At 59.9% G+C, this 20,703-nt stretch carries 18 protein-coding genes; 14 read left to right on the forward strand and 4 right to left on the reverse strand.

Going from position 1 to position 20,703, the window contains the following annotated elements:
- Window positions 1–45 precede the first annotated feature (45 nt).
- Entirely contained in the window at window positions 46–1,344 is a 1,299-nt protein-coding gene (gene argA / locus ACTJK7_RS10525; protein ID WP_007951778.1) for an amino-acid N-acetyltransferase, read from the forward strand.
- A gap of 82 nt (window positions 1,345–1,426) precedes the next feature.
- On the opposite strand, the gene tauA is transcribed toward argA, so the two are convergent.
- Window positions 1,427–2,416 (reverse strand): taurine ABC transporter substrate-binding protein, encoded by a 990-nt coding sequence (gene tauA / locus ACTJK7_RS10530; RefSeq protein WP_064379983.1) that lies wholly within the window; start codon window positions 2,414–2,416, stop codon window positions 1,427–1,429.
- Window positions 2,417–2,781: 365 nt separating this feature from the next.
- Here tauA and ACTJK7_RS10535 point away from each other — a divergent pair, with 365 nt between their 5' ends.
- From ACTJK7_RS10535 to ACTJK7_RS10570, 8 genes are all read left to right on the forward strand, one after another.
- On the forward strand, window positions 2,782–4,134 hold the full coding sequence (locus ACTJK7_RS10535) for an OprD family porin (RefSeq protein ID WP_064379984.1): 1,353 nt from the start codon (window positions 2,782–2,784) through the stop codon (window positions 4,132–4,134).
- A gap of 294 nt (window positions 4,135–4,428) precedes the next feature.
- Window positions 4,429–5,067, forward strand: coding sequence for a peroxiredoxin (locus ACTJK7_RS10540; protein WP_016772650.1), 639 nt, complete (start codon window positions 4,429–4,431; stop codon window positions 5,065–5,067).
- Between the two features lie 351 nt (window positions 5,068–5,418).
- Window positions 5,419–6,012 (forward strand): NADPH-dependent FMN reductase, encoded by a 594-nt coding sequence (gene ssuE / locus ACTJK7_RS10545; protein ID WP_108563510.1) that lies wholly within the window; start codon window positions 5,419–5,421, stop codon window positions 6,010–6,012.
- An 89-nt stretch (window positions 6,013–6,101) separates the two neighbouring features.
- The gene (locus ACTJK7_RS10550) at window positions 6,102–7,082 is read left to right on the forward strand and encodes a sulfonate ABC transporter substrate-binding protein (protein ID WP_011336453.1); all 981 of its coding nucleotides are present in this window, start codon (window positions 6,102–6,104) and stop codon (window positions 7,080–7,082) included.
- A gap of 25 nt (window positions 7,083–7,107) precedes the next feature.
- Window positions 7,108–8,256 carry an FMNH2-dependent alkanesulfonate monooxygenase gene (ssuD, locus tag ACTJK7_RS10555; protein WP_440779468.1) on the forward strand — a complete coding sequence of 383 codons (1,149 nt, stop codon included), beginning with the start codon at window positions 7,108–7,110 and terminating at the stop codon, window positions 8,254–8,256.
- Window positions 8,257–8,265: 9 nt separating this feature from the next.
- Entirely contained in the window at window positions 8,266–9,048 is a 783-nt protein-coding gene (gene ssuC / locus ACTJK7_RS10560; RefSeq protein WP_011336451.1) for an aliphatic sulfonate ABC transporter permease SsuC, read from the forward strand.
- Entirely contained in the window at window positions 9,045–9,851 is an 807-nt protein-coding gene (ssuB, locus tag ACTJK7_RS10565) for an aliphatic sulfonates ABC transporter ATP-binding protein (protein ID WP_108563509.1), read from the forward strand. The genes ssuC and ssuB overlap by 4 nt, the downstream gene beginning before the upstream one ends.
- 106 nt (window positions 9,852–9,957) lie before the next feature.
- Window positions 9,958–10,173, forward strand: a complete 216-nt coding sequence (locus tag ACTJK7_RS10570) for a TOBE domain-containing protein (protein ID WP_007953520.1) — start codon at window positions 9,958–9,960, stop codon at window positions 10,171–10,173.
- A gap of 173 nt (window positions 10,174–10,346) precedes the next feature.
- Here ACTJK7_RS10570 and ACTJK7_RS10575 read toward each other — a convergent pair whose 3' ends face one another.
- The 3 genes from ACTJK7_RS10575 to ACTJK7_RS10585 form a co-directional block, all read right to left on the reverse strand.
- Complete coding sequence (locus ACTJK7_RS10575; protein WP_085653969.1) at window positions 10,347–10,979, reverse strand: TetR/AcrR family transcriptional regulator; 633 nt, start codon at window positions 10,977–10,979, stop codon at window positions 10,347–10,349.
- Between the two features lie 92 nt (window positions 10,980–11,071).
- Window positions 11,072–11,830: a carbonic anhydrase gene (locus ACTJK7_RS10580; protein ID WP_440779471.1), complete on the reverse strand. Its 759-nt coding sequence runs from the start codon at window positions 11,828–11,830 to the stop codon at window positions 11,072–11,074.
- Window positions 11,831–12,031: 201 nt separating this feature from the next.
- Window positions 12,032–13,408 (reverse strand): glutamine synthetase family protein, encoded by a 1,377-nt coding sequence (locus tag ACTJK7_RS10585; RefSeq protein ID WP_039765386.1) that lies wholly within the window; start codon window positions 13,406–13,408, stop codon window positions 12,032–12,034.
- Between the two features lie 729 nt (window positions 13,409–14,137).
- Between ACTJK7_RS10585 and ACTJK7_RS10590 the strand changes: the two genes are divergently transcribed.
- The 5 genes from ACTJK7_RS10590 (at window position 14,138) to ACTJK7_RS10610 (ending at window position 20,703) form a co-directional block, all read left to right on the forward strand.
- Complete coding sequence (locus ACTJK7_RS10590; RefSeq protein WP_011336448.1) at window positions 14,138–15,496, forward strand: glutamine synthetase family protein; 1,359 nt, start codon at window positions 14,138–14,140, stop codon at window positions 15,494–15,496.
- 56 nt (window positions 15,497–15,552) lie between these two features.
- The gene (locus ACTJK7_RS10595; RefSeq protein ID WP_440779474.1) at window positions 15,553–16,917 is read left to right on the forward strand and encodes an aspartate aminotransferase family protein; all 1,365 of its coding nucleotides are present in this window, start codon (window positions 15,553–15,555) and stop codon (window positions 16,915–16,917) included.
- A gap of 172 nt (window positions 16,918–17,089) precedes the next feature.
- Window positions 17,090–18,202: a polyamine ABC transporter substrate-binding protein gene (locus ACTJK7_RS10600; RefSeq protein ID WP_011336446.1), complete on the forward strand. Its 1,113-nt coding sequence runs from the start codon at window positions 17,090–17,092 to the stop codon at window positions 18,200–18,202.
- A 187-nt stretch (window positions 18,203–18,389) separates the two neighbouring features.
- Window positions 18,390–19,487, forward strand: a complete 1,098-nt coding sequence (locus ACTJK7_RS10605) for a polyamine ABC transporter substrate-binding protein (RefSeq protein WP_064379991.1) — start codon at window positions 18,390–18,392, stop codon at window positions 19,485–19,487.
- 73 nt (window positions 19,488–19,560) lie between these two features.
- Window positions 19,561–20,703: an ABC transporter ATP-binding protein gene (locus tag ACTJK7_RS10610; protein WP_007953506.1), complete on the forward strand. Its 1,143-nt coding sequence runs from the start codon at window positions 19,561–19,563 to the stop codon at window positions 20,701–20,703.

The raw sequence follows: 20,703 nt of genomic DNA on the forward strand, positions 1-20,703 counted from the left end.
CGTTTCGCCCCTTTTCCGGCTGCTATTTATTACAGGCCCAGGTTCATGCCCGAATACGTCAATTGGCTTCGCCACGCGTCTCCTTATATCAATGCTCACCGCGATTGCACCTTCGTCGTCATGCTTCCGGGCGACGGCGTCGAGCATCCGAATTTCGGCAACATCGTCCATGACATCGTATTGCTGCACAGCCTCGGCGTGCGGCTGGTGCTGGTTCACGGTTCTCGTCCACAGATCGAAACTCGCCTTGCCGCACGCGGCCTGACCCCGCATTACCACCACGGCATGCGCATCACCGATGCCGCGACCCTGGAGTGCGTGATTGATGCGGTCGGCCAGTTGCGCATCGCCATCGAGGCGCGGCTGTCGATGGACATGGCTTCGTCGCCGATGCAGGGCTCGCGCCTGCGGGTGGCCAGCGGCAACCTCGTGACGGCGCGGCCGATCGGCGTGCTGGAAGGTGTCGACTATCACCACACCGGCGAAGTGCGCCGGGTCGACCGCAAAGGCATCAACCGCCTGCTCGACGAGCGCTCCATCGTATTGCTGTCGCCGCTGGGCTATTCGCCGACCGGTGAAATCTTCAATCTGGCTTGCGAAGACGTCGCCACCCGCGCCGCCATCGATCTGGGCGCCGACAAGCTGCTGCTGTTCGGCGCCGACCTCGGTCTGATCGACGAAAACGGCAAACTGGTGCGCGAGCTGCGCCCGCAACAGGTGCCGGCACATCTGCAGCGTCTGGGCAGCAACTATCAGGCCGAACTGCTGGATGCCGCCGCCGAAGCCTGTCGTGGCGGCGTGGCGCGCAGCCATATCGTCAGTTATGCCGAGGACGGCGCGCTGCTGACCGAACTGTTCACCCGTGACGGTGGCGGCACGCTGGTGGCCCAGGAGCAATTCGAACTGGTGCGCGAGGCGGCGATTGAAGACGTCGGCGGCTTGCTCGACCTGATCAGTCCGCTGGAAGAGCAGGGGATTCTGGTGCGCCGTTCCCGTGAAGTGCTGGAGCGCGAGATCGAACAGTTCAGCGTGGTCGAACGTGAAGGGATGATCATCGCCTGCGCGGCGCTGTATCAGATTGCCGATTCGGATGCCGGCGAGCTGGCGTGCCTGGCGGTGAATCCCGAGTATCGCCATGGCGGTCGCGGCGACGAGCTGCTGGAACGCATCGAGACCCGTGCCCGGGCGCAGGGCCTGAAGACTTTGTTCGTCCTCACCACCCGCACTGCCCACTGGTTCCGCGAGCGCGGTTTCGAACCGAGCAGCGTCGAGCGCCTGCCGGCAGCGCGGGCTTCTCTCTATAACTATCAGCGCAATTCGAAGATCTTCGAAAAGTCTCTGTGATATGACGCCCTCATCGCGAGCAAGCTCGCTCCCACAAAGGTTCACTGAACCCGTGTGGGAGCGAGCTTGCTCGTGATAGCGGTTATTCGGCTACAAACTTCGCACTGACATACGGCGAGTAGTCAGGCAAAACGCTTTCGACCTTGCCCTGTTCCTTCAAAAACTTCGCCGTCTCGCCAATCGCCTTCGCCGTGCCGCCGTCCAGCAGCGCCGTGGTCTGTTGCGCCTTGGCGTCCGGGAAGGCCGAACCTGCGAGCAATTCCGGAACGTCGGCAGCATTGGCACCGGTCAGTTTGGCGATTTTCTGCACAGGCACCGAGTCGGCCGTCCAGCTGTCTTTATGGGCCGCGTAATCAGCGAACGAGTCCAGGGTCACTTTGGCGAACTTGGCCACGACTTCAGGATGCTTCTCGGCAAAATCCTTGCGCGCTACCCAGACCTCGAAGGTCGGCGCGCCCCATTGGCCGACCTGCGCGGCGTCGGTCAGGGTCTTGCCGGTCTTGCGGATTTCACCCAGCGCCGGCGACCAGACAAAGGCCCCGTCGATGTCGCCACGTTTCCAGGCGGCTGCGATTTCAGCGGGTTGCAGGTTCACCACTTTGACTTTCGAGGTGTCCAGGCCCCAGTGCTTGAGCGCGCCGAGCAGGCTGTAGTGGGAGGTGGAAACGAAAGGTGTGGCGATGGTCTTGCCGATCAGGTCTTCGGGCTTGTTGATACCGCTGCCGTTACGCACCACCAGCGCTTCAGCGGCATTGATCTGCGCCGAGACGATGAAGGCCACGATCGGCAGATTGCGCGACGCGGCGGCCGCCAACGGGCTCGAGCCGAGGTTGCCGATCTGCACATCACCGGAGGCAATGGCTGTCACAACTTCCGGGCCACTGTTGAACCGGCGCCAGTCGATCTTCTCGCCGATAGTCTTCTCGTATACGCCGTCGGCCTGGGGGACTTTGCTCGGGTCGATACCGGTCTGGTAACCCACGGTGAGGTTGGCGGCCTGGGTTGAAAAAGAAATCAGCGCCGATACACAAACTGTAACAAATTGACTAGATAGTGCGCGTTTGGCCATCATGGCGTCGCCTTTTTGATAGGGATTGACGAATCGGGGTTGCGTCAAAGCTAATCGATCTAAAAAAAGGCTAATAAATACCATTTAGTAATGAGCTTAGTCGCCGATACGCTGTATCCCGGTGAAGATGGCAAATGGCTGGCCATATAGCTGAAAGGTATCAAAAAGAATTAATAAATTCTTTTTGGGTTTATCAGGAAGTCTTTACCCTGCAGGGACCAAATAACTGCGATTAGACCTTGGTCGTAGACATACAAGGTTACGATTGACTTGTCAGTCACGGTCTGGCGCTAATCGCGCATCTTAGGATCCAGGGGCATCAGACCCCGGACCAGGAACACAAGAATTAGAAACGAGAGGAGCGATACATGAACAAGTCCACCTTGGCCCTGGCCGTGGCCGTAGGGGTTATTGCGCAGCAGGCAGGCGCAGCCGGTTTCATCGAAGACAGCAAGGCCACTCTGGGTCTGCGTAACTTCTACATCAACACTGACAACCGTGACAGCGCTGCCAAAACCGCTTCCGGCGTGCAGAACAAAAACGAAGAATGGGGTCAAGGCTTCGATCTGCGCTTCATCTCCGGTTACACCCAAGGCACTGTAGGCTTCGGTATCGACGCCATCGGCCTGCTGGGCGTGCGTCTGGATTCGGGCGGCGGCACCAACGGCGCCACTGCTACCTCTTACGGCGGCACTGTGTTCCCGAGCAAGTCCAACGGCGAAGCGGTGGATAACTTCTCCAGCCTGGGCCTGACTGCCAAAGCCAAGATCTCCCAGACCGAACTGAAGCTGGGTACCCTGCAGCCGAAGAACCCGGTCATCGTGACCAACGACGGTCGTCTGCTGCCTCAAACCTGGCAGGGCGGTCAGATCACTTCCGGCGAGATCAAGGACCTGACTCTGGTCGCTGGTCAAATCGAAGCGGTGAAAGGTCGTAACTCCAGCAACAACGAGAACCTGTCCATTGGCGGTGCGAACGCTCGCGTAGCCAATAGCAACAAGTTCTACTACGCCGGTGGTGACTACAAGATCACCAAGGACCTGACTGCCCAGTACTACTACGGCAACCTGGAAGACTTCTACAAGCAACACTTCCTGGGTCTGGTTCACAACTGGGCAATCGGCCCGGGCGTGCTGAAGTCTGACTTCCGTTACTTCCACAGCAGCGACGATGGCGCCAACAACAACACCGCAGCCTACTTCGGCAACGGTAACTATGTCGGCAACGTCAGCGGCAAAGGCCCGATCGACAACAACCTGTACAGCGGCTTGTTCCTTTACACCGTTGAAGGTCACACCTTCGGTGGTGGCTACCAGGTGTCCAACGGCAGCTCCGACTTCCCTTGGCTGAACCAGGGCGACGGCTCCTCGAACTACACCATCACCGACATGCAGATCCAGAAGTTCGGTCGTGCCGGCGAGAAAACCTGGCAAGCCCGCTACTCGTATGACTTCGCCAAGGTCGGCCTGCCAGGCCTGACTGCCGGTATGGTCTACCTGCGTGGCAGCGACATCGACACCGTGGGTTCCAACCGTCGTGAGAACGGCAATGGCAACTCCGAGTGGGAACGCGACTTCACCATCGGTTATGTGATTCCTGAGGGCCCGGCGAAAAACCTGGGTTTCATGTGGAAAAACGCTACCTGGCGCAACGACATTCCAGGTCAGCGTGACCAGGATGAAAACCGCCTGATCGTCAGCTACTCGATCCCGCTGCTGTAATAGCGCGATCCTGCACTGATGTAAAAAAGCCCCGTCCGGCATCGCGCCGGACGGGGCTTTTGCGTTTTCGGGTCCGGCTCACCCCCGTAAGCCTTTCCCGATGTTTCCCTCTTTACAGCAACTCAAGGCCTTCTCGAACCTTGAGGGCGATGTTCGTCGCGATGCTGCGGGGCGTCCAGTGAACAGATGTTTAATATTCGATAAAGATATAAATATCTAGTTATTTATTCTTTTTCAGAAGAACGAATCCCGAGCTACAGTTGAGGTCTCCAACCCCTTATCAGGAGCCGCACCATGAGCCTCAGACTTGGCGACATCGCCCCCGATTTCGAACAGGATTCCAGCGCCGGCAAGATTCGTTTTCACGAATGGCTGGGCGATAGCTGGGGCGTGCTGTTTTCCCACCCGGCGGACTTTACCCCGGTCTGCACCACCGAGCTGGGCTTCACTGCCAAGCTCAAGGACGAGTTCAGCAAGCGCGGCGTGAAAGCCATTGCCCTGTCGGTCGACCCGGTGGACTCGCACCACAAGTGGATCGAGGACATCAACGAAACCCAGAACACCATCGTCAACTTCCCGATCCTGGCCGATGCCGATCGCAAGGTTTCCGATCTGTACGATCTGATCCACCCGAACGCCAACGACACCCTGACCGTGCGTTCGCTGTTCGTGATCGATCCGAACAAGAAGATCCGCCTGACCATCACCTACCCGGCGAGCACCGGGCGCAACTTCCACGAGATCCTGCGGGTGATCGATTCGCTGCAGCTCACCGACAACTACAAGGTGGCCACCCCGGCCAACTGGCAGGACGGCGAAGAAGTGGTGATCGTGCCGTCGCTCAAGGACGAAGACGAAATAAAGCAACGCTTTCCGAAGGGCTATCGCGCGGTGAAGCCGTACCTGCGCCTGACCCCACAGCCCAACAAATAATCTTACTGGGCAGATCGTTCCCACGCTCCGCGTGGGAATGCCGCCCGTGACGCTCTGCGTCACAGTGGACGCGGAGCGTCCATGGATTCATTCCCACGCAGACGGTTCGACGCCTCGACGTGGGAACGATCATCATTGCTAGGGAGCGATCAGTACGAACACGATGCAGGGTTTCAGGCCGTTTTCACGGCCTGTTTTTTTGCCCGCTGGAAAGGGAAATGCATATCTCCATAAAGAATAACCAAATGAATAAATATGATTTATGGATATATGAATCAGCTGGTAAGGTCACTCACATCGAAGCGAGATCGCAACCCGCGAATCGCCTGTAACGCGCAAGGAATTCTCTGAATGCTGGTCGTCTCACTCGGTGGCAGTCCCAGTCAACGTTCCCGCTCCGGGGTGTTGCTGGAACGCTCGCAGCGCTGGTTGCAGCAGCAAGGGGTGGAAGTGGTGAGTTATCAGGTGCGGGACTTCCCGGCCGAAGACCTGCTTCACGCCCGCTTCGACAGCCCGAAGGTGCTCGACTTGCTGCAACAGATTGAAAACGCCGATGGCCTGCTGATCGCCACGCCGGTGTACAAGGCGTCGTTCTCCGGCGCCCTGAAGACCGTGCTGGATCTGCTGCCCGAGCGTGCGCTGAACCACAAGATTGTTCTGCCGATGGCCACCGGCGGCAGCATCGCCCACATGCTGGTGGTCGATTACGGCCTCAAACCGGTGCTGTCGGCATTGAAGGCCCAGGAAATGCTGCAAGGGATATTTGCCGAGGACAGTCAGATCGCTTACGGCGAAGGCAGTGCCCAGGCGCAGTTGGCTCCGGCGCTGGAGCAGCGGTTGCATGAAGCGCTGGACCAGTTTGTCAGCGCCATGGCCCGCCGGCCGAAGCCGCTGGAGCCGGGGCTGTTGAATGAACGTTTGTTGAGTGCTCGCTGGAGCATTTGAGCCACACCGAAACTTGAAGTACTCACCTTACTCAGCCGCCAACGGCCAAGCAGGTGCAGCCAAAACCCAACAGCAAAAAGGAGAGCGCTATGCGCACTGTATTTTTGCGTCGTGGTCTGGTCGCTCTGTTTGCTGCGGCTGTGTCCTTCGGCGCCATCACTCAAGCTCAAGCCGAAACCCTGCGTATCGGTTATCAGAAGTACGGCACGCTGGTGCTGCTCAAAGCCAAAGGCACGCTGGAAAAACGCCTCGCCGCCCAAGGCGTCGACGTGCAATGGACTGAATTCCCCGGCGGCCCGCAACTGCTGGAAGGCCTGAACGTCGGCTCGATCGACTTCGGTGTCACCGGCGAAACCCCGCCGGTCTTTGCTCAGGCAGCCGGTGCCGATCTGCTTTACGTCGCTTACGAGCCACCAGCGCCGAACAGCGAAGCGATCCTCGTGCCGAAAGATTCGCCGATCAAATCGGTGGCGGATCTCAAGGGCAAGAAAGTCGCCCTGAACAAAGGTTCCAACGTCCACTACCTGCTGGTGCGTGCGCTGGAAGACGCCGGCCTCAAGTACAGCGACATTCAAACCGTATTCCTGCCGCCGGCCGATGCCCGCGCCGCGTTCGAGCGTGGCAGCGTCGACGCCTGGGTCATCTGGGATCCGTACCAGGCCGCCGCCGAGAAACAACTGCAAGCGCACACCCTGCGTGACGGCAAAGGCATCGTCGATAACCACCAGTTCTACCTGGCGACCAAACCCTACGCACAGAAAAATCCCGAGGTGATCAAGACCCTCGTGGAAGAAGTGCGCGCCGTCGGCGAATGGTCCAAGGCCAACCCGGAAGACGTGACTCAACAGGTGTCGCCGCTGCTCGGCCTGCCGGCAGACATCACCCTGACCTCGGTGAAACGCCAGGGCTACGGCGCGCTGTTCCTGACCCCGGAAGTGGTCGCCGCGCAACAGAAAATCGCCGACACCTTCTACCAGCTCAAGTTGATTCCCAAGCCGTTGAGCATCAAGGACGTGATCTGGACCCCGCCGGCCGCTGTGGCCCAAAGCTCGGTCACCCAAGCCCAGTAAATCGAATCCCCAAGGAGACCACTCCATGAGCCTCAACATCTTCTGGTTCCTGCCTACCCACGGCGACGGCCATTACCTTGGCACCGCCGAAGGCGCCCGCGCCGTCGACCACGGCTATCTGCAACAGATCGCGCAAGCGGCGGATCGACTGGGTTTCGGCGGCGTGCTGATTCCCACCGGCCGCTCCTGCGAGGACTCGTGGCTGGTGGCGGCATCGCTGATCCCGGTGACCCAGCGTCTGAAATTCCTTGTCGCCCTGCGCCCCGGGATCATTTCCCCGACGGTGGCGGCGCGTCAGGCGGCAACGCTGGATCGCCTGTCCGGTGGCCGTGCGCTGTTCAACCTGGTGACCGGTGGCGATCCGGAAGAGTTGGCCGGCGACGGTCTGTTCCTCGATCACGAAGCGCGCTATCAGGCCTCGGTGGAATTCACCCGGATCTGGCGCCGCGTGCTGGAAGGTGAAACCGTGGATTACGACGGCGAGCACATCAGCGTGAAGGGCGCCAAATTGCTCTATCCGCCGATCCAGCAACCGCGTCCGCCGTTGTACTTCGGTGGCTCGTCAGAAGCGGCGCAGGATCTGGCCGCCGAACAAGTGGAAATGGTCCTGACCTGGGGCGAGCCGCCGGCGGCCGTTGCCGAGAAAATCGAACAGGTTCGCGCCAAAGCCGCCAAGCTCGGCCGCACCGTGCGCTTCGGCATTCGTCTACATGTGATCGTGCGGGAAACCAACGCTGAAGCCTGGCAAGCGGCAGATCGCCTGATCTCGCATCTGGACGACGACACCATCAAACGTGCCCAGGCTTCGCTGGCGCGGTTCGATTCGGTCGGCCAGCAACGCATGGCTGCGCTGCACGGTGGCAGCCGCGACAACCTCGAAGTCAGCCCGAACCTGTGGGCGGGCGTCGGTCTGGTGCGCGGCGGTGCCGGTACCGCGCTGGTTGGCGACGGCCCGACCGTGGCGGCACGCGTTAAGGAATACGCGGACCTGGGCATCGATACCTTCATCTTCTCCGGTTATCCACACCTCGAAGAATCGTATCGGGTGGCTGAACTGCTGTTCCCGCACCTCGACGTCGAGCGTCCGGAATTGCCAAAAAGCGCCGGTTACGTCAGCCCGTTCGGCGAGATGGTGGCCAACGACATTCTTCCCAAAGCCGCGTCCCAGAGCTGAGGCGCCGCCATGAAGAAATTTATCCACAGCCTCGCGCCCTGGGCGTTGCCGGTGCTGTTGCTGGCGGTGTGGCAGTTGTCGGTGTCGGCCGGTTGGCTGTCGACGCGGATTCTGCCGGCGCCGGTGGCGGTGATCGAAGCCGGTGTGAGCCTGGTGCGCAGCGGCGAAATCTGGACGCACCTGGCGATCAGCGGCTGGCGCGCCGCGCTGGGTTTCACCATCGGCGGCAGCATCGGTCTGGTACTGGGCTTCATCACCGGCCTGTCGAAGTGGGGCGAACGTTTGCTCGACAGTTCGGTGCAGATGATTCGCAACGTGCCGCACCTGGCGCTGATTCCGCTGGTGATCCTGTGGTTCGGCATCGATGAGTCGGCGAAGATTTTCCTGGTGGCGTTGGGCACTTTGTTCCCGATCTACCTCAACACCTATCACGGCATCCGCAACGTCGATCCGGCGCTGGTGGAGATGGCGCGCAGTTATGGCCTGTCCGGTTTCAGCCTGTTCTGGCAGGTGATTCTGCCGGGTGCGCTGCCCTCGATTCTGGTCGGCGTGCGCTTCGCCCTGGGCTTCATGTGGTTGACGCTGATCGTCGCGGAAACCATCTCCGCCAGCTCCGGCATCGGTTACCTGGCGATGAACGCCCGGGAGTTTTTGCAGACCGACGTGGTGGTGCTGGCGATTTTGCTCTACGCAGTGCTCGGCAAACTGGCCGACCTCGCGGCCCGTGGCCTTGAACGTGTTTGGTTGCGCTGGCATCCGGCGTATCAAGTGGCGAAAGGAGGTGCGGCATGACCGCTCAACAACCTCCGCGCCTGCTGCGCGGGATTCCGCTGGTGGTGCGCAACCTGCAAAAGACCTTCGGCACGCGACAAGTGCTGCGGGACATCGATCTGCACATTCCGGCGGGGCAATTCGTCGCCGTGGTCGGGCGCAGCGGATGTGGCAAGAGCACATTCCTGCGCTTGCTCGCAGGCCTTGATCAACCTAGTGGCGGCGATTTGCTTGCCGGAGCTGCACCGCTCAGCGATGCGCGGGATGACACCCGGTTGATGTTCCAGGAAGCACGGCTGCTGCCGTGGAAAAAGATCATCGACAACGTCGGTCTCGGCCTCAAGGGCAACTGGCGTGCGCAAGCCTTGCAGGCGCTGGATGCAGTCGGCCTCGCCGATCGCGCCAACGAATGGCCGGCGGCACTGTCCGGCGGGCAGAAGCAGCGCGTGGCGCTGGCCCGGGCGCTGATTCATCAACCGCGTCTGTTGCTGCTGGACGAGCCATTGGGCGCACTGGATGCGCTGACCCGGATCGAGATGCAGCAACTGATCGAACGTCTCTGGCAACAGCATGGTTTCACCGTGTTGCTGGTGACCCACGACGTCAGCGAAGCGGTGGCGGTTGCCGACCGGGTGATTCTGATCGAGGACGGCGAAGTCGGCCTTGACCTGCAAGTGGAGCTGCCGCGCCCTCGGGTCCGTGGCTCCCATCGCCTGGCGGCGCTGGAAACCGAAGTGCTCAACCGTGTGTTGTCCCTGCCCGGCGAACCGCCGGCGCCGGAACCCGTTTCACCCTTGCCTACGCAACTGCGTTGGGCGCAATGAAGCAGCTGCGAGCTTCAAGCCTCAAGCCGCAAGCGAAAGCAGATCGCTTTTACTTGCAGCTTGTAGCTTGCCGCTTGCCGCTCATTTCGATCCTAGGAGAAATGCCATGACTATCAAAGCCATCAACGTACGCAACCAGTTCAAAGGCGCGATCAAGGAGATTGTTCTCGGCGACGTGCTGTCGGAAATCGACGTGCAGACCGCTTCCGGCATCGTCACTTCGGTGATCACCACCCGTTCGGTCAAGGAACTGGAACTGGAGGTCGGCAGCGAAGTGATCGCCTTCGTGAAATCCACCGAGGTGTCCATCGCCAAGTTGTAAGCCTGTGAGTAAAAAACAACCCCGAAGGGTGTGAGCCCTTCGGGGTTTTTTGTTGATCGCTGATGTTGATCGTTCCCACGCTCCGCGTGGGAATGCCTCTGGGGACGCTCCGCGTCCAGTGACGCGGAGCGTCACGGGCTGCATTCCCACGCAGAGCGTGGGAACGATCATCGCTAGAGAATCCGTTTGGGCAGATAGGGCGGCAGATACAGCCCGATATAGGCATCAAACACCCGCATGCCTTCCTCGGCCATGCGCGGGGTGATCTGCCCGTGCTGCTGCACCGAACGGGCGTAGACGCGGTCGCCCAGCTCCATGGCCAGCGCGAACACATCGACGTCATCCGGCAGGCGCGGCAGTTCGAAGTGATGGTCGAACAGCTTGTGCATCAGGTCGCCCAGTTCGAGGTCGTGTTGGCGATCGGCCTGGGTGACTTCGGTGAGGCCGTGCTGCGCGAGGATCAGCTGGCGGGCGGCGGCATCCTCGCCGTAGATCTCCAGCATCCGCTCCTCGACCAGCCGCGACAGGTCGCGCCAGTCGCGCAGGGCATCGTGATCGATCGGTGCTTGCAGGCAGGCGCGGAAGGCTGCGTGCACATCTGCCGTCAGGGCTTCGAGCAGCGCCGGGACACTGGCGAAGAAGTGGTAGACGGAGGAGGGCGGAATCTGTGCGCGCTCGGCCACGCTGTAGATCGACAGGCTCGCCACACCCTCGGCGGCCAGCAGCGTGCGCGCGGCGTCGAGTATCGAATCGATCCGCGCCTGACTGCGGGCACGGGGTTTGCGTGGAGGGGCGAGTCGAGTCATGGAAGTCTCCTGCGAGGGCAGCAGGCATTGTACGAGGCGTCTGATGCCTTGTCTGTACAAGGCCTGCTGCCCGGACTGCCCGCCACTGCGGTTTAGCTACCGACGTGCACACTCCGGCCATTGAGTGGCTGAACCGGACGTGCATTCATCGGGTACAAGGCCTGGAAAGCCCGGAGTTGTGCCGACGAGAGCTGCACCACGCTGGAAAGCACCTGCCAGCGCACGCCTTCTGCACATGGAGGTGTCGTCAGAGATCCCATGTAGGCGTAGTAGTGATGCGATGCGGGCAGAAATGCTGCAATGTCGATTGATTCCAGGTTCACGACATCACCTGCGACCGTGGGCATGGCCGCCAGGATCACTTCCAGTGCCGGATTGTGTGCGCCCTCTTCAAACAACAGCGCAACCACCGCGAGTTCACCTGCTGCGTTGCGGTGAACCAGATGCGCGTCCATTGGATAGGTGCGGCCCTGAATGGATTCTTCACTTGGCGTGTGGAAGTGCATTTGCACAAAGCTGTAGTTGCCGGAGGCCAGCGTCAGACTGCCTGAGTCCGTCGGTGAAAGCTGGATTGTGTGGCCATTGTTCAGGACTGTCGCGGCGCTTGGCTGATAGGAGAAGACCAGTGGTGCAAGCGCTGTTACGGTCGCGTCGTTGATATCAATAGGCGACTGCACTTTGCCGGACGAACAAAGCGCGTACTCCTCATGCAAATCGCCCCAGTTTTCAGGACCGGTGGGCGCCGTGTAACTCCAGGCGGGGAGATGTCCCGGGCTCGCCCAGGTCGTGGTGTACACGCCGGCGATGATCAAAGTGAGCGTCGCGCCCAACAGTTGTTTTTTCAGGGTCATTGTTCTCTGTACTCAGGAAAGTTAGCCGGCCAAGTTGCGGCGTTTCCGAGTGTGAGAGTGCGGTCAGGGCCAATATGTAGGTCGTATCGGAGCAGTCCGTAGGACTGGTCCTTGTTTGTTGCGCCAATATTCAACGGAAAATGCCAGGCAAAAAAAACCGCAGGCTCAATAGCCTGCGGCGTTTTTTGTTACTGCAACCGTTTAAACGGTGTGCAGGTACCAGTTGTACTCAAGGTCGGAGATGGAATGTTCAAACTCTTCCAGCTCGCTTTCCTTACAGGCAACGAAGATATCGATGTATTTCGGATCGATGTACTTGGCCATCACCTCGCTGTCGTCCAGCTCGCGCAGGGCATCGCGCAAGTTGTTCGGCAGGCTCTGCTCGTTCTGCTCGTAGCTGTTGCCTTCGGTCGGAGGCGGCGGCTCGATCTTGTTGGTCAGGCCGTGATGCACGCCCGCCAGCACCGAAGCCATCAGCAGGTACGGGTTGGCGTCGGCGCCGGCTACGCGGTGTTCCAGACGGACCGCGTCGGCGGAGCCGGTCGGTACGCGCAGGGCCACGGTGCGGTTGTCCAGGCCCCAGCTCGGCGAGTTCGGCACGTAGAACTGTGCGCCGAAACGACGGTAGGAATTGACGTTCGGGCAGAGGAAAGCCATCTGCGCGGGCAGGGTCTCGAGCACACCGCCGATCGCGTGACGCAGCGCGGCGTTCTGCTCGGGATCCTCGCTGGCAAAAATGTTTTTGCCTTCTTTGTCGAGCACCGAAATGTGGACGTGCAGCCCGTTGCCTGCCTGGCCCGGATACGGCTTGGCCATGAAGGTGGTGTCCATTTCATGGTCGTAGGCGATGTTCTTGATCAGACGCTTGAGCAGGACCGCGTAGTCGCATGCCTTGATCGGGTCGGCGACGTGGTGCAGGTTCACTTCGAACTGCGCCGGGGCACTTTCCTTGACGATGGCGTCGGCCGGAATGCCTTGCTCTTTGGCGCCTTCCAGAATGTCCTGGAGGCAGTCGACGTATTCGTCGAGGTCGTCGATCAGGTAAACCTGGGTCGAATGCGGGCGTTTGCCGGAGATCGGCGAGCGCGGCGGCTGAGGGCGGCCGTTCACGTTTTCCTGGTCGATCAGGTAGAACTCGAGTTCGAACGCGGCGCAGATGGTCAGGCCGAGCTCGTCAAACTTTGCGACAACTTGACGGAGCACTTCGCGCGGGTCGGCGAAGAAAGGGTCACCTTCGAGTTCGTGCATGGTCATCAACAGTTGCGCGGTCGGGCGCTTCTGCCATGGCTCGTTGCACAGGGTATCGGGGATTGGATAGCAGATACGGTCGGCGTCGCCGATGTCCAGGCCCAGGCCGGTGCTTTCCACCGTCGAACCATTGATATCCAGAGCAAATAGAGAGGCCGGCAGGTTGATGCCTTTCTCGTAAACCTTGTGGAGGCTGGTGCGTTCGATGCGCTTGCCGCGCACCACACCATTCATATCCGCAATCAGAAGGTCAACGTACAGAACCTCAGGATGTTCCTTAAGGAACGCGTTCGCTTCGTTAAGCTGAACGGCACGCGGGGGTACCGACATGATGCAACACCTTTGTTGTTAAAAATATCAATCATTGATCTTTTCTGGTTTCAGTCAACCCGAACGGCCTGCCGAAGTCAAGCGAGGCCTTTTGTGCCCTGAAAAAGCGCCGCGAGGGCATTTATGGGGCACTTTGGGGCGTTTTTTTATCCGTGGAGGACGTGCCACCCGCAGGCTTGAGCAGGCCGTGTTGTATTTTTTACGGGGGTGTTGTGTAAAAAAATGAACAAGGCTAAGCTCCGATCAAACCCATAACAGCAATAATACCGGGGTGCTTCATGTCTCGCCTGCCGTTAATCGGCGTCACCGACTGCTCTTTGCAGTCCGGTCTGCATGCTTCTCACATCAGTGGCGACACGTCCGTCCGCAGCGTGGCCAGCAAGGCCTGCAACGTTCCTGCGATATCCCGATCCATGGCAGATCGAGCGGCAGCGTCCGATATTCTGGACGTGTGCGAAGGCACCCTCTTCAGCGGTACTCCTTTCAATATAGATCTCTTTCCCGCTCCCGGTCTGCATCGCGCCCGTCGCCGTGCCCGTGATTCTGCACACCCGGGATGTGCACAGGAAATGCAACGCCAGCGTAAAGGGCAGGTAAGCTCCTCCTTCATTGTCTATGCGCGGTGCCGGGCGTAAGCCGGCACTGCGCGCAAGCAAGGCCCTTTAACGCGACGCCAGGTGCGTCAAACATTGCCTGACATCTGTCAGGAGACTCAGCCCAGAGGCATATATGAGTAACAACCTCGACCAGCTCACCGATTGGTTGAAAGACCACAAGATCACAGAAGTCGAATGCATGATCGGCGACTTGACCGGCATCACCCGGGGCAAGATCTCGCCGACCAACAAATTCATCGCCGAAAAAGGCATGCGCCTGCCAGAGAGCGTTCTGTTGCAGACCGTGACCGGCGACTACGTCGAAGACGACATCTATTACGAACTGCTCGACCCGGCCGACATCGACATGATCTGCCGTCCCGACCAGAACGCCGTGTACCTGGTGCCCTGGGCCATCGAGCCGACCGCCCAGGTGATCCACGACACCTACGACAAGCAAGGCAACCCGATCGAACTGTCGCCGCGCAACGTCCTCAAGAAAGTCCTGAAACTCTATGCCGACAAGGGCTGGCAGCCAATCGTGGCGCCGGAAATGGAGTTCTACCTGACCAAGCGCAGCGACGACCCGGACTATCCGTTGCAGCCGCCGGTCGGTCGTTCCGGGCGCCCGGAAATCGGTCGCCAGTCGTTCTCCATCGAAGCGGCGAACGAATTCGATCCGCTGTTCGAAGACGTCTACGACTGGTGCGAATTGCAGGAGCTGGACCTCGACACGCTGATCCACGAGGACGGCACGGCGCAGATGGAAATCAACTTCCGTCACGGCGATGCCCTGTCGCTGGCCGACCAGATTCTGGTGTTCAAGCGCACCATGCGCGAGGCCGCGCTCAAGCACAACGTGGCGGCGACCTTCATGGCCAAGCCGATGACCGGTGAGCCGGGCAGTGCGATGCACCTGCACCAGAGCATCATCGACATCGAGACCGGCAAGAACGTGTTCTCCAACGACGACGGGACCATGAGCCAGCTGTTCCTGCACCACATCGGTGGCCTGCAGAAACTGATCCCGGAATTGCTGCCGCTGTTCGCACCGAACGTCAACTCGTTCCGCCGCTTCTTGCCGGACACCTCGGCACCGGTGAACGTGGAGTGGGGCGAAGAAAACCGCACCGTGGGCCTGCGCGTCCCGGATGCCGGCCCGCAGAACCGCCGCGTGGAAAACCGCCTGCCGGGCGCCGACGCCAACCCGTACCTGGCGATTGCCGCGAGCCTGCTCTGCGGCTACATCGGCATGGTTGAAGGCATCAACCCGAGCGCGCCGGTCGTGGGCCGTGGTTACGAGCGCCGCAACCTGCGCCTGCCGCTGACCATCGAAGACGCGCTGGAGCGCATGGAAAACAGCGCGACCATCGAGAAGTACCTGGGCAAGACCTTCATCACCGGCTACGTCGCGGTCAAGCGGGCCGAGCATGAAAACTTCAAGCGCGTGATCAGTTCCTGGGAGCGTGAGTACCTGCTCTTCGCCGTCTGATACGCCGGGCGCGGTGGGCAGCCGCCGCGCCTTCACCGATAACAAGGAGAATTGGCATGACCAGCAACAACCCGCAAACCCGTGAGTGGCAAGCCCTCAGCAGCGATCACCACCTGGCTCCGTTCAGCGACTTCAAGCAGCTGAAAGAAAAAGGTCCACGGATCATCACCAACGCCAAGGGCGTGTACCTGTGGGACAGCGAGGGCAACAAGATCCTCGATGGCATGGCGGGTCTGTGGTGTGTGGCGATCGGTTACGGGCGCGATGAGCTGGCCGATGCGGCCGCCAAGCAGATGCGCGACCTGCCTTACTACAACCTGTTCTTCCAGACCGCCCACCCGCCAGCACTGGAGTTGGCCAAGGCCATCGCCGACGTGGCGCCAGAAGGCATGAACCACGTGTTCTTCACCGGCTCCGGTTCCGAAGGCAACGACACCATGCTGCGTATGGTTCGCCACTACTGGGCGATCAAGGGCCAGCCGAACAAGAAAGTCATCATCAGCCGCAAGAACGGCTACCACGGCTCCACCGTGGCCGGCGCAAGCCTGGGCGGCATGACTTACATGCACGAGCAGGGCGATTTGCCGATTCCGGGTATCGTCCACATCGCTCAGCCGTACTGGTTTGCCGAAGGCGGCGACATGACCCCGGAAGAGTTCGGGATCTGGGCGGCCAATCAGCTGGAAGAAAAGATTCTGGAAGTCGGCGTGGACAACGTCGGTGCCTTTATTGCCGAGCCAATCCAGGGCGCTGGCGGCGTGATCATTCCGCCGGAAACCTACTGGCCGCGCATCAAGGAAATCCTCGCCAAGTACGACATTCTGTTCGTGGCCGATGAAGTGATCTGCGGTTTCGGCCGTACTGGCCAATGGTTCGGCAGCGATTTCTACGATCTCAAGCCGCACATGATGACCATCGCCAAAGGCCTGACGTCCGGCTACATCCCGATGGGTGGCCTGATCGTGCGCGACGAAGTGGTGGCGGTACTCAACGAGGGCGGCGATTTCAACCACGGCTTCACCTACTCCGGTCACCCGGTGGCGGCGGCGGTGGGTCTGGAAAACATCCGGATTCTGCGCGAAGAGAAAATCATCGAACGTGCCCATGAAGAAACGGCACCGTATTTGCAGAAACGTCTGCGCGAACTGAACGATCACCCGTTGGTGGGTGAAGTGCGCGGAGTCGGCCTGCTGGGGGCCATCGAGCTGGTGCAGGACAAGGCCACTCGCAAGCGTTACGAAGGCAAGGGTGTGGGCATGATCTGCCGCCAGTTCTGCTTCGACAACGGGCTGATCATGCGTGCCGTGGGCGACACCATGATCATCGCGCCGCCGCTGGTGATCAGTAAGGCGGAGATCGATGAACTGGTTACAAAGGCACGCAAGTGTCTGGACCTGACCCTCAGTGCGTTGCAGGGCTAAGTGCTAGGCTCAGAGCGATGGAGCTGTTGCGCTGTCGCTCTGAGCTGTCAGAAAGGCTGGTCTTTTCTTGAAAGACCGCCTCGGATCTTGCCAGACTAGCCGCGGTTCCAGTTGTCCGGGTTCGGCCGCTGAACAAAGTGGTTCAAAAAAGAAAAATTTGGAGCATTAACGCATGAAGGCATTAGGCAAAAAGCTCGCTGGCAAGACTCTGCTCGCCATGTCCCTGATGGGCGTGATGGCGGGTGCGGTCCAGGCGGACGACAAGGTGTTGCACGTTTACAACTGGTCCGACTACATCGCGCCGGACACGGTTGCCAATTTCGAAAAAGAGACGGGCATCAAGGTCGTCTATGACGTTTTCGACAGCAACGAAACCCTGGAAGCCAAGCTGCTGGCCGGCAAATCCGGTTACGACATCGTGGTGCCTTCCAACAACTTCCTGGCCAAGCAGATCAAGGCCGGCGTTTATCAGGAACTGGACAAGTCCAAGCTGACGAACTGGAAGAACCTCGACGAAGACCTGCTCAAGGCCGTTGGCGACGCCAGCGACCCGGGCAACAAACACGCGTTCCCGTACATGTGGGGTTCGATCGGCATCGGCTACAACCCGGCCAAGGTCAAGGCTGCACTGGGCATCGACAAGATCGATTCCTGGGACATCGTGTTCAAGCCTGAGAACATCGAGAAGCTGAAAAGCTGCGGCGTGAGCTTCCTCGACGCGCCGACCGAAATGATTCCCGCGGCTCTGCACTATCTGGGCAAGCCGACCAACAGCAAGGACAAGGCTGACCTGAAAGCCGCCGAAGACCTGTTCCTCAAGATCCGTCCTTCGGTGGCTTACTTCCACTCCTCGAAGTACATCTCGGACCTGGCCAACGGCAACATCTGCGTAGCGGTTGGCTACTCGGGTGACCTGGAACAATCCAAGACCCGCGCCAAGGAAGCCGGTGACAAGGTCAAACTGGCCTACACCATTCCGAAAGAAGGTGCCGGTACTTTCTACGACATGGTCGCCATTCCCAAGGATGCCGAAAACGTCGAAGCCGCCTACAAGTTCATGAACTACCTGCTCGAGCCGAAAGTGATGGCCGAAATCACCAACGCCGTACGTTTCCCGAACGGCAACAAGGCGGCCACCGCCCTGGTGGACAAGGAAATCACCAGCGATCCGAGCATCTACCCTTCGGCTGAAGTGAAGAAGCAGCTCTACGCGATCAGCGATCTGGACGCGGCCACCCTGCGCCTGATCACTCGCAGCTGGACCAAGATCAAATCCGGTAAATAAGCCGGTTTGAACCAGTCACCGCTGGCCGTCGCCCAAGCGAAGGCGGCCAGCGGTGCAATTAAATGACAGAAAGTTTTGCTGGAACGGTTTTTCGAAGGTAAGTTGCGCGCCGGTTTTGTTGCCGGGCAACCGTGACTGTCACGCAGCACGGGGCAACTTGGGCCCAACTAAATCAGAGGACCTCCACTTGCCTATTTTTTCTTCCTTGCGCAATGCACTGCTGGCCGCTGCCGGCCTGACGTTCGCTGTCGGTGCCCAGGCCGCCGGTACGGTGCATATTTATAACTGGTCGGATTACATCGGCGAGACCACTCTGGCCGATTTCCAGAAAGACACCGGGATCAAGCCGGTCTACGACGTGTTCGATTCAAACGAAACCCTGGAAGGCAAGCTGCTCGCCGGGCGTACCGGCTACGACGTGGTGGTGCCGTCGAACCACTTCCTCGGCAAGCAGATCAAGGCGGGCGCTTTCCAGAAGCTCGACAAGGCGCAGCTGCCGAACTACTCCAATCTCGATCCAGTGCTGCTCAAGCGCCTGGAGCAGAATGATCCGGGCAACCTGTACGCCGTGCCGTACCTGTGGGGCACCAATGGCATCGGCTACAACGTCGACAAAGTGAAAGCCGTGCTCGGCGTCGACAAGATCGACTCCTGGAGCGTGCTGTTCGAGCCGGAGAACATCAAGAAGCTGCACAGCTGCGGCGTGGCGTTCCTCGATTCGGCCGATGAAATGATGCCGACCGTGCTCAACTACATGGGCCTGAATGCCAACAGCACCAATACCAAGGATTACGAGAAGGCCACGGCCAAACTGTTGGCGGTACGTCCGTACGTGACCTACTTCCACTCCTCGAAATACATCGGCGATCTGGCCAACGGCGATATCTGTGTGGCCATCGGTTTTTCCGGCGACATCTTCCAGGCCAAACATCGCGCCGAAGAAGCCAAGAAAGGTGTGAACATCGCCTATTCGATTCCGAAAGAGGGTGGCGCGCTGTGGTTCGACATGCTGGCGATTCCGAAGGATTCGGCCAACGTCAAAGAGGCCCACGCCTTCATCAACTATTTGCTGAAACCTGAGGTGATCGCCCAGGTCAGTGATTACGTCGGTTATGCCAACCCCAATCCGGGTTCGGGCAAGCTGATGGAGCAGTCCATCCGCACCGACGAGTCGGTGTATCCACCGCAGGCTGTGCTCGACAAGACCTACGTGTCGACCGAGCTGCCACCGAACATTCAGCGTTTGATGACCCGCAGCTGGACCAAGGTCAAGTCGGGTAAATAGCTTCAACGTACAAACTATCCTGGGTTCGTCTTGCGTGGGCGAACTGCACTCTTTTTTTCTGGGAGTTTTGTAAATGGCAGTTGCCTCCGGCGCCTATAAGAAAGCCCTCGAGGGCGACCAGACACCGAAACAGGTGCTGGTCAAAATCGACCGGGTCACGAAGAAGTTCGACGAGACGGTTGCCGTGGACGATGTGTCCCTGGAAATCAAGAAGGGCGAGATCTTCGCCCTGCTCGGCGGTTCGGGATCGGGCAAATCCACTCTGCTGCGGATGCTGGCAGGGTTCGAACGGCCCACGGAGGGGCGCATTTTTCTCGACGGCGTCGACATCACCGACATGCCGCCGTACGAGCGACCGATCAACATGATGTTCCAGTCCTACGCCTTGTTCCCGCACATGACCGTGGCGCAGAACATCGCCTTCGGCCTGCAACAGGACAAGATTCCCAAGGCCGAGATCGACGCCCGCGTGGCCGAGATGCTCAAGCTGGTGCAGATGAGCCAGTACGCCAAGCGCAAGCCGCACCAGTTGTCCGGCGGCCAGCGTCAGCGTGTGGCGCTGGCGCGTTCGCTGGCCAAGCGGCCGAAACTGCTGCTGCTCGACGAGCCGATGGGCGCACTGGACAAGAAACTGCGTTCGCAGATGCAGCTGGAACTGGTTGAGATCATCGAGCGCGTGGGCGTGACCTGCGTGATGGTGACCCACGACCAGGAAGAGGCCATGACCATGGCCGAGCGCATCGCGATCATGCACCTGGGCTGGATCGCCCAGATCGGCAGCCCGATCGATATCTACGAAACCCCGACCAGCCGTCTGGTCTGCGAATTCATCGGTAACGTGAACATCTTCGAAGGCGAAGTGATCGACGACGCCGAAGGCCACGCGACCATCACCTGCAAGGACCTCGACCGGCAGATCTACGTCGGCCACGGCATCAGCACCTCGGTGCAGGACAAGTCCGTGACCTACGCGATCCGTCCGGAAAAACTGCTGGTCACCGCCGATCAGCCGACCTGCGAATACAACTGGTCGAGCGGCAAGGTGCATGACATCGCCTACCTCGGCGGTCACTCGGTGTTCTACGTCGAATTGCCAAGCGGCAAGCTGGTGCAGTCGTTCGTGGCCAACGCCGAGCGCCGTGGCGCACGTCCGACCTGGGGCGATCAGGTCTACGTGTGGTGGGAAGATGACAGCGGCGTGGTACTTCGCTCATGA

Origin of the sequence: Pseudomonas sp. 22085, assembly GCF_052045815.1 — a bacterium.
GTDB classification, from domain to species: domain Bacteria; phylum Pseudomonadota; class Gammaproteobacteria; order Pseudomonadales; family Pseudomonadaceae; genus Aquipseudomonas; species Aquipseudomonas glycinae.

Excerpts from the sequence above, each read along its gene's own strand:
- ACTJK7_RS10580 (WP_440779471.1), bottom strand. The coding sequence starts at position 11,830 with ATGACCCTGAAAAAACAACTGTTGGGCGCGACGCTCACTTTGATCATC.
- ACTJK7_RS10610 (WP_007953506.1), top strand. The coding sequence starts at position 19,561 with ATGGCAGTTGCCTCCGGCGCCTATAAGAAAGCCCTCGAGGGCGACCAG.
- ACTJK7_RS10570 (WP_007953520.1), top strand. The coding sequence starts at position 9,958 with ATGACTATCAAAGCCATCAACGTACGCAACCAGTTCAAAGGCGCGATC.
- ACTJK7_RS10590 (WP_011336448.1), top strand. The coding sequence starts at position 14,138 with ATGAGTAACAACCTCGACCAGCTCACCGATTGGTTGAAAGACCACAAG.
- ssuC (WP_011336451.1), top strand. The coding sequence starts at position 8,266 with ATGAAGAAATTTATCCACAGCCTCGCGCCCTGGGCGTTGCCGGTGCTG.
- ACTJK7_RS10585 (WP_039765386.1), bottom strand. The coding sequence starts at position 13,408 with ATGTCGGTACCCCCGCGTGCCGTTCAGCTTAACGAAGCGAACGCGTTC.
- ACTJK7_RS10595 (WP_440779474.1), top strand. The coding sequence starts at position 15,553 with ATGACCAGCAACAACCCGCAAACCCGTGAGTGGCAAGCCCTCAGCAGC.
- ssuE (WP_108563510.1), top strand. The coding sequence starts at position 5,419 with ATGCTGGTCGTCTCACTCGGTGGCAGTCCCAGTCAACGTTCCCGCTCC.
- ssuB (WP_108563509.1), top strand. The coding sequence starts at position 9,045 with ATGACCGCTCAACAACCTCCGCGCCTGCTGCGCGGGATTCCGCTGGTG.
- ACTJK7_RS10575 (WP_085653969.1), bottom strand. The coding sequence starts at position 10,979 with ATGACTCGACTCGCCCCTCCACGCAAACCCCGTGCCCGCAGTCAGGCG.
- ACTJK7_RS10550 (WP_011336453.1), top strand. The coding sequence starts at position 6,102 with ATGCGCACTGTATTTTTGCGTCGTGGTCTGGTCGCTCTGTTTGCTGCG.
- ACTJK7_RS10535 (WP_064379984.1), top strand. The coding sequence starts at position 2,782 with ATGAACAAGTCCACCTTGGCCCTGGCCGTGGCCGTAGGGGTTATTGCG.
- tauA (WP_064379983.1), bottom strand. The coding sequence starts at position 2,416 with ATGATGGCCAAACGCGCACTATCTAGTCAATTTGTTACAGTTTGTGTA.
- ACTJK7_RS10540 (WP_016772650.1), top strand. The coding sequence starts at position 4,429 with ATGAGCCTCAGACTTGGCGACATCGCCCCCGATTTCGAACAGGATTCC.
- ssuD (WP_440779468.1), top strand. The coding sequence starts at position 7,108 with ATGAGCCTCAACATCTTCTGGTTCCTGCCTACCCACGGCGACGGCCAT.
- argA (WP_007951778.1), top strand. The coding sequence starts at position 46 with ATGCCCGAATACGTCAATTGGCTTCGCCACGCGTCTCCTTATATCAAT.
- ACTJK7_RS10600 (WP_011336446.1), top strand. The coding sequence starts at position 17,090 with ATGAAGGCATTAGGCAAAAAGCTCGCTGGCAAGACTCTGCTCGCCATG.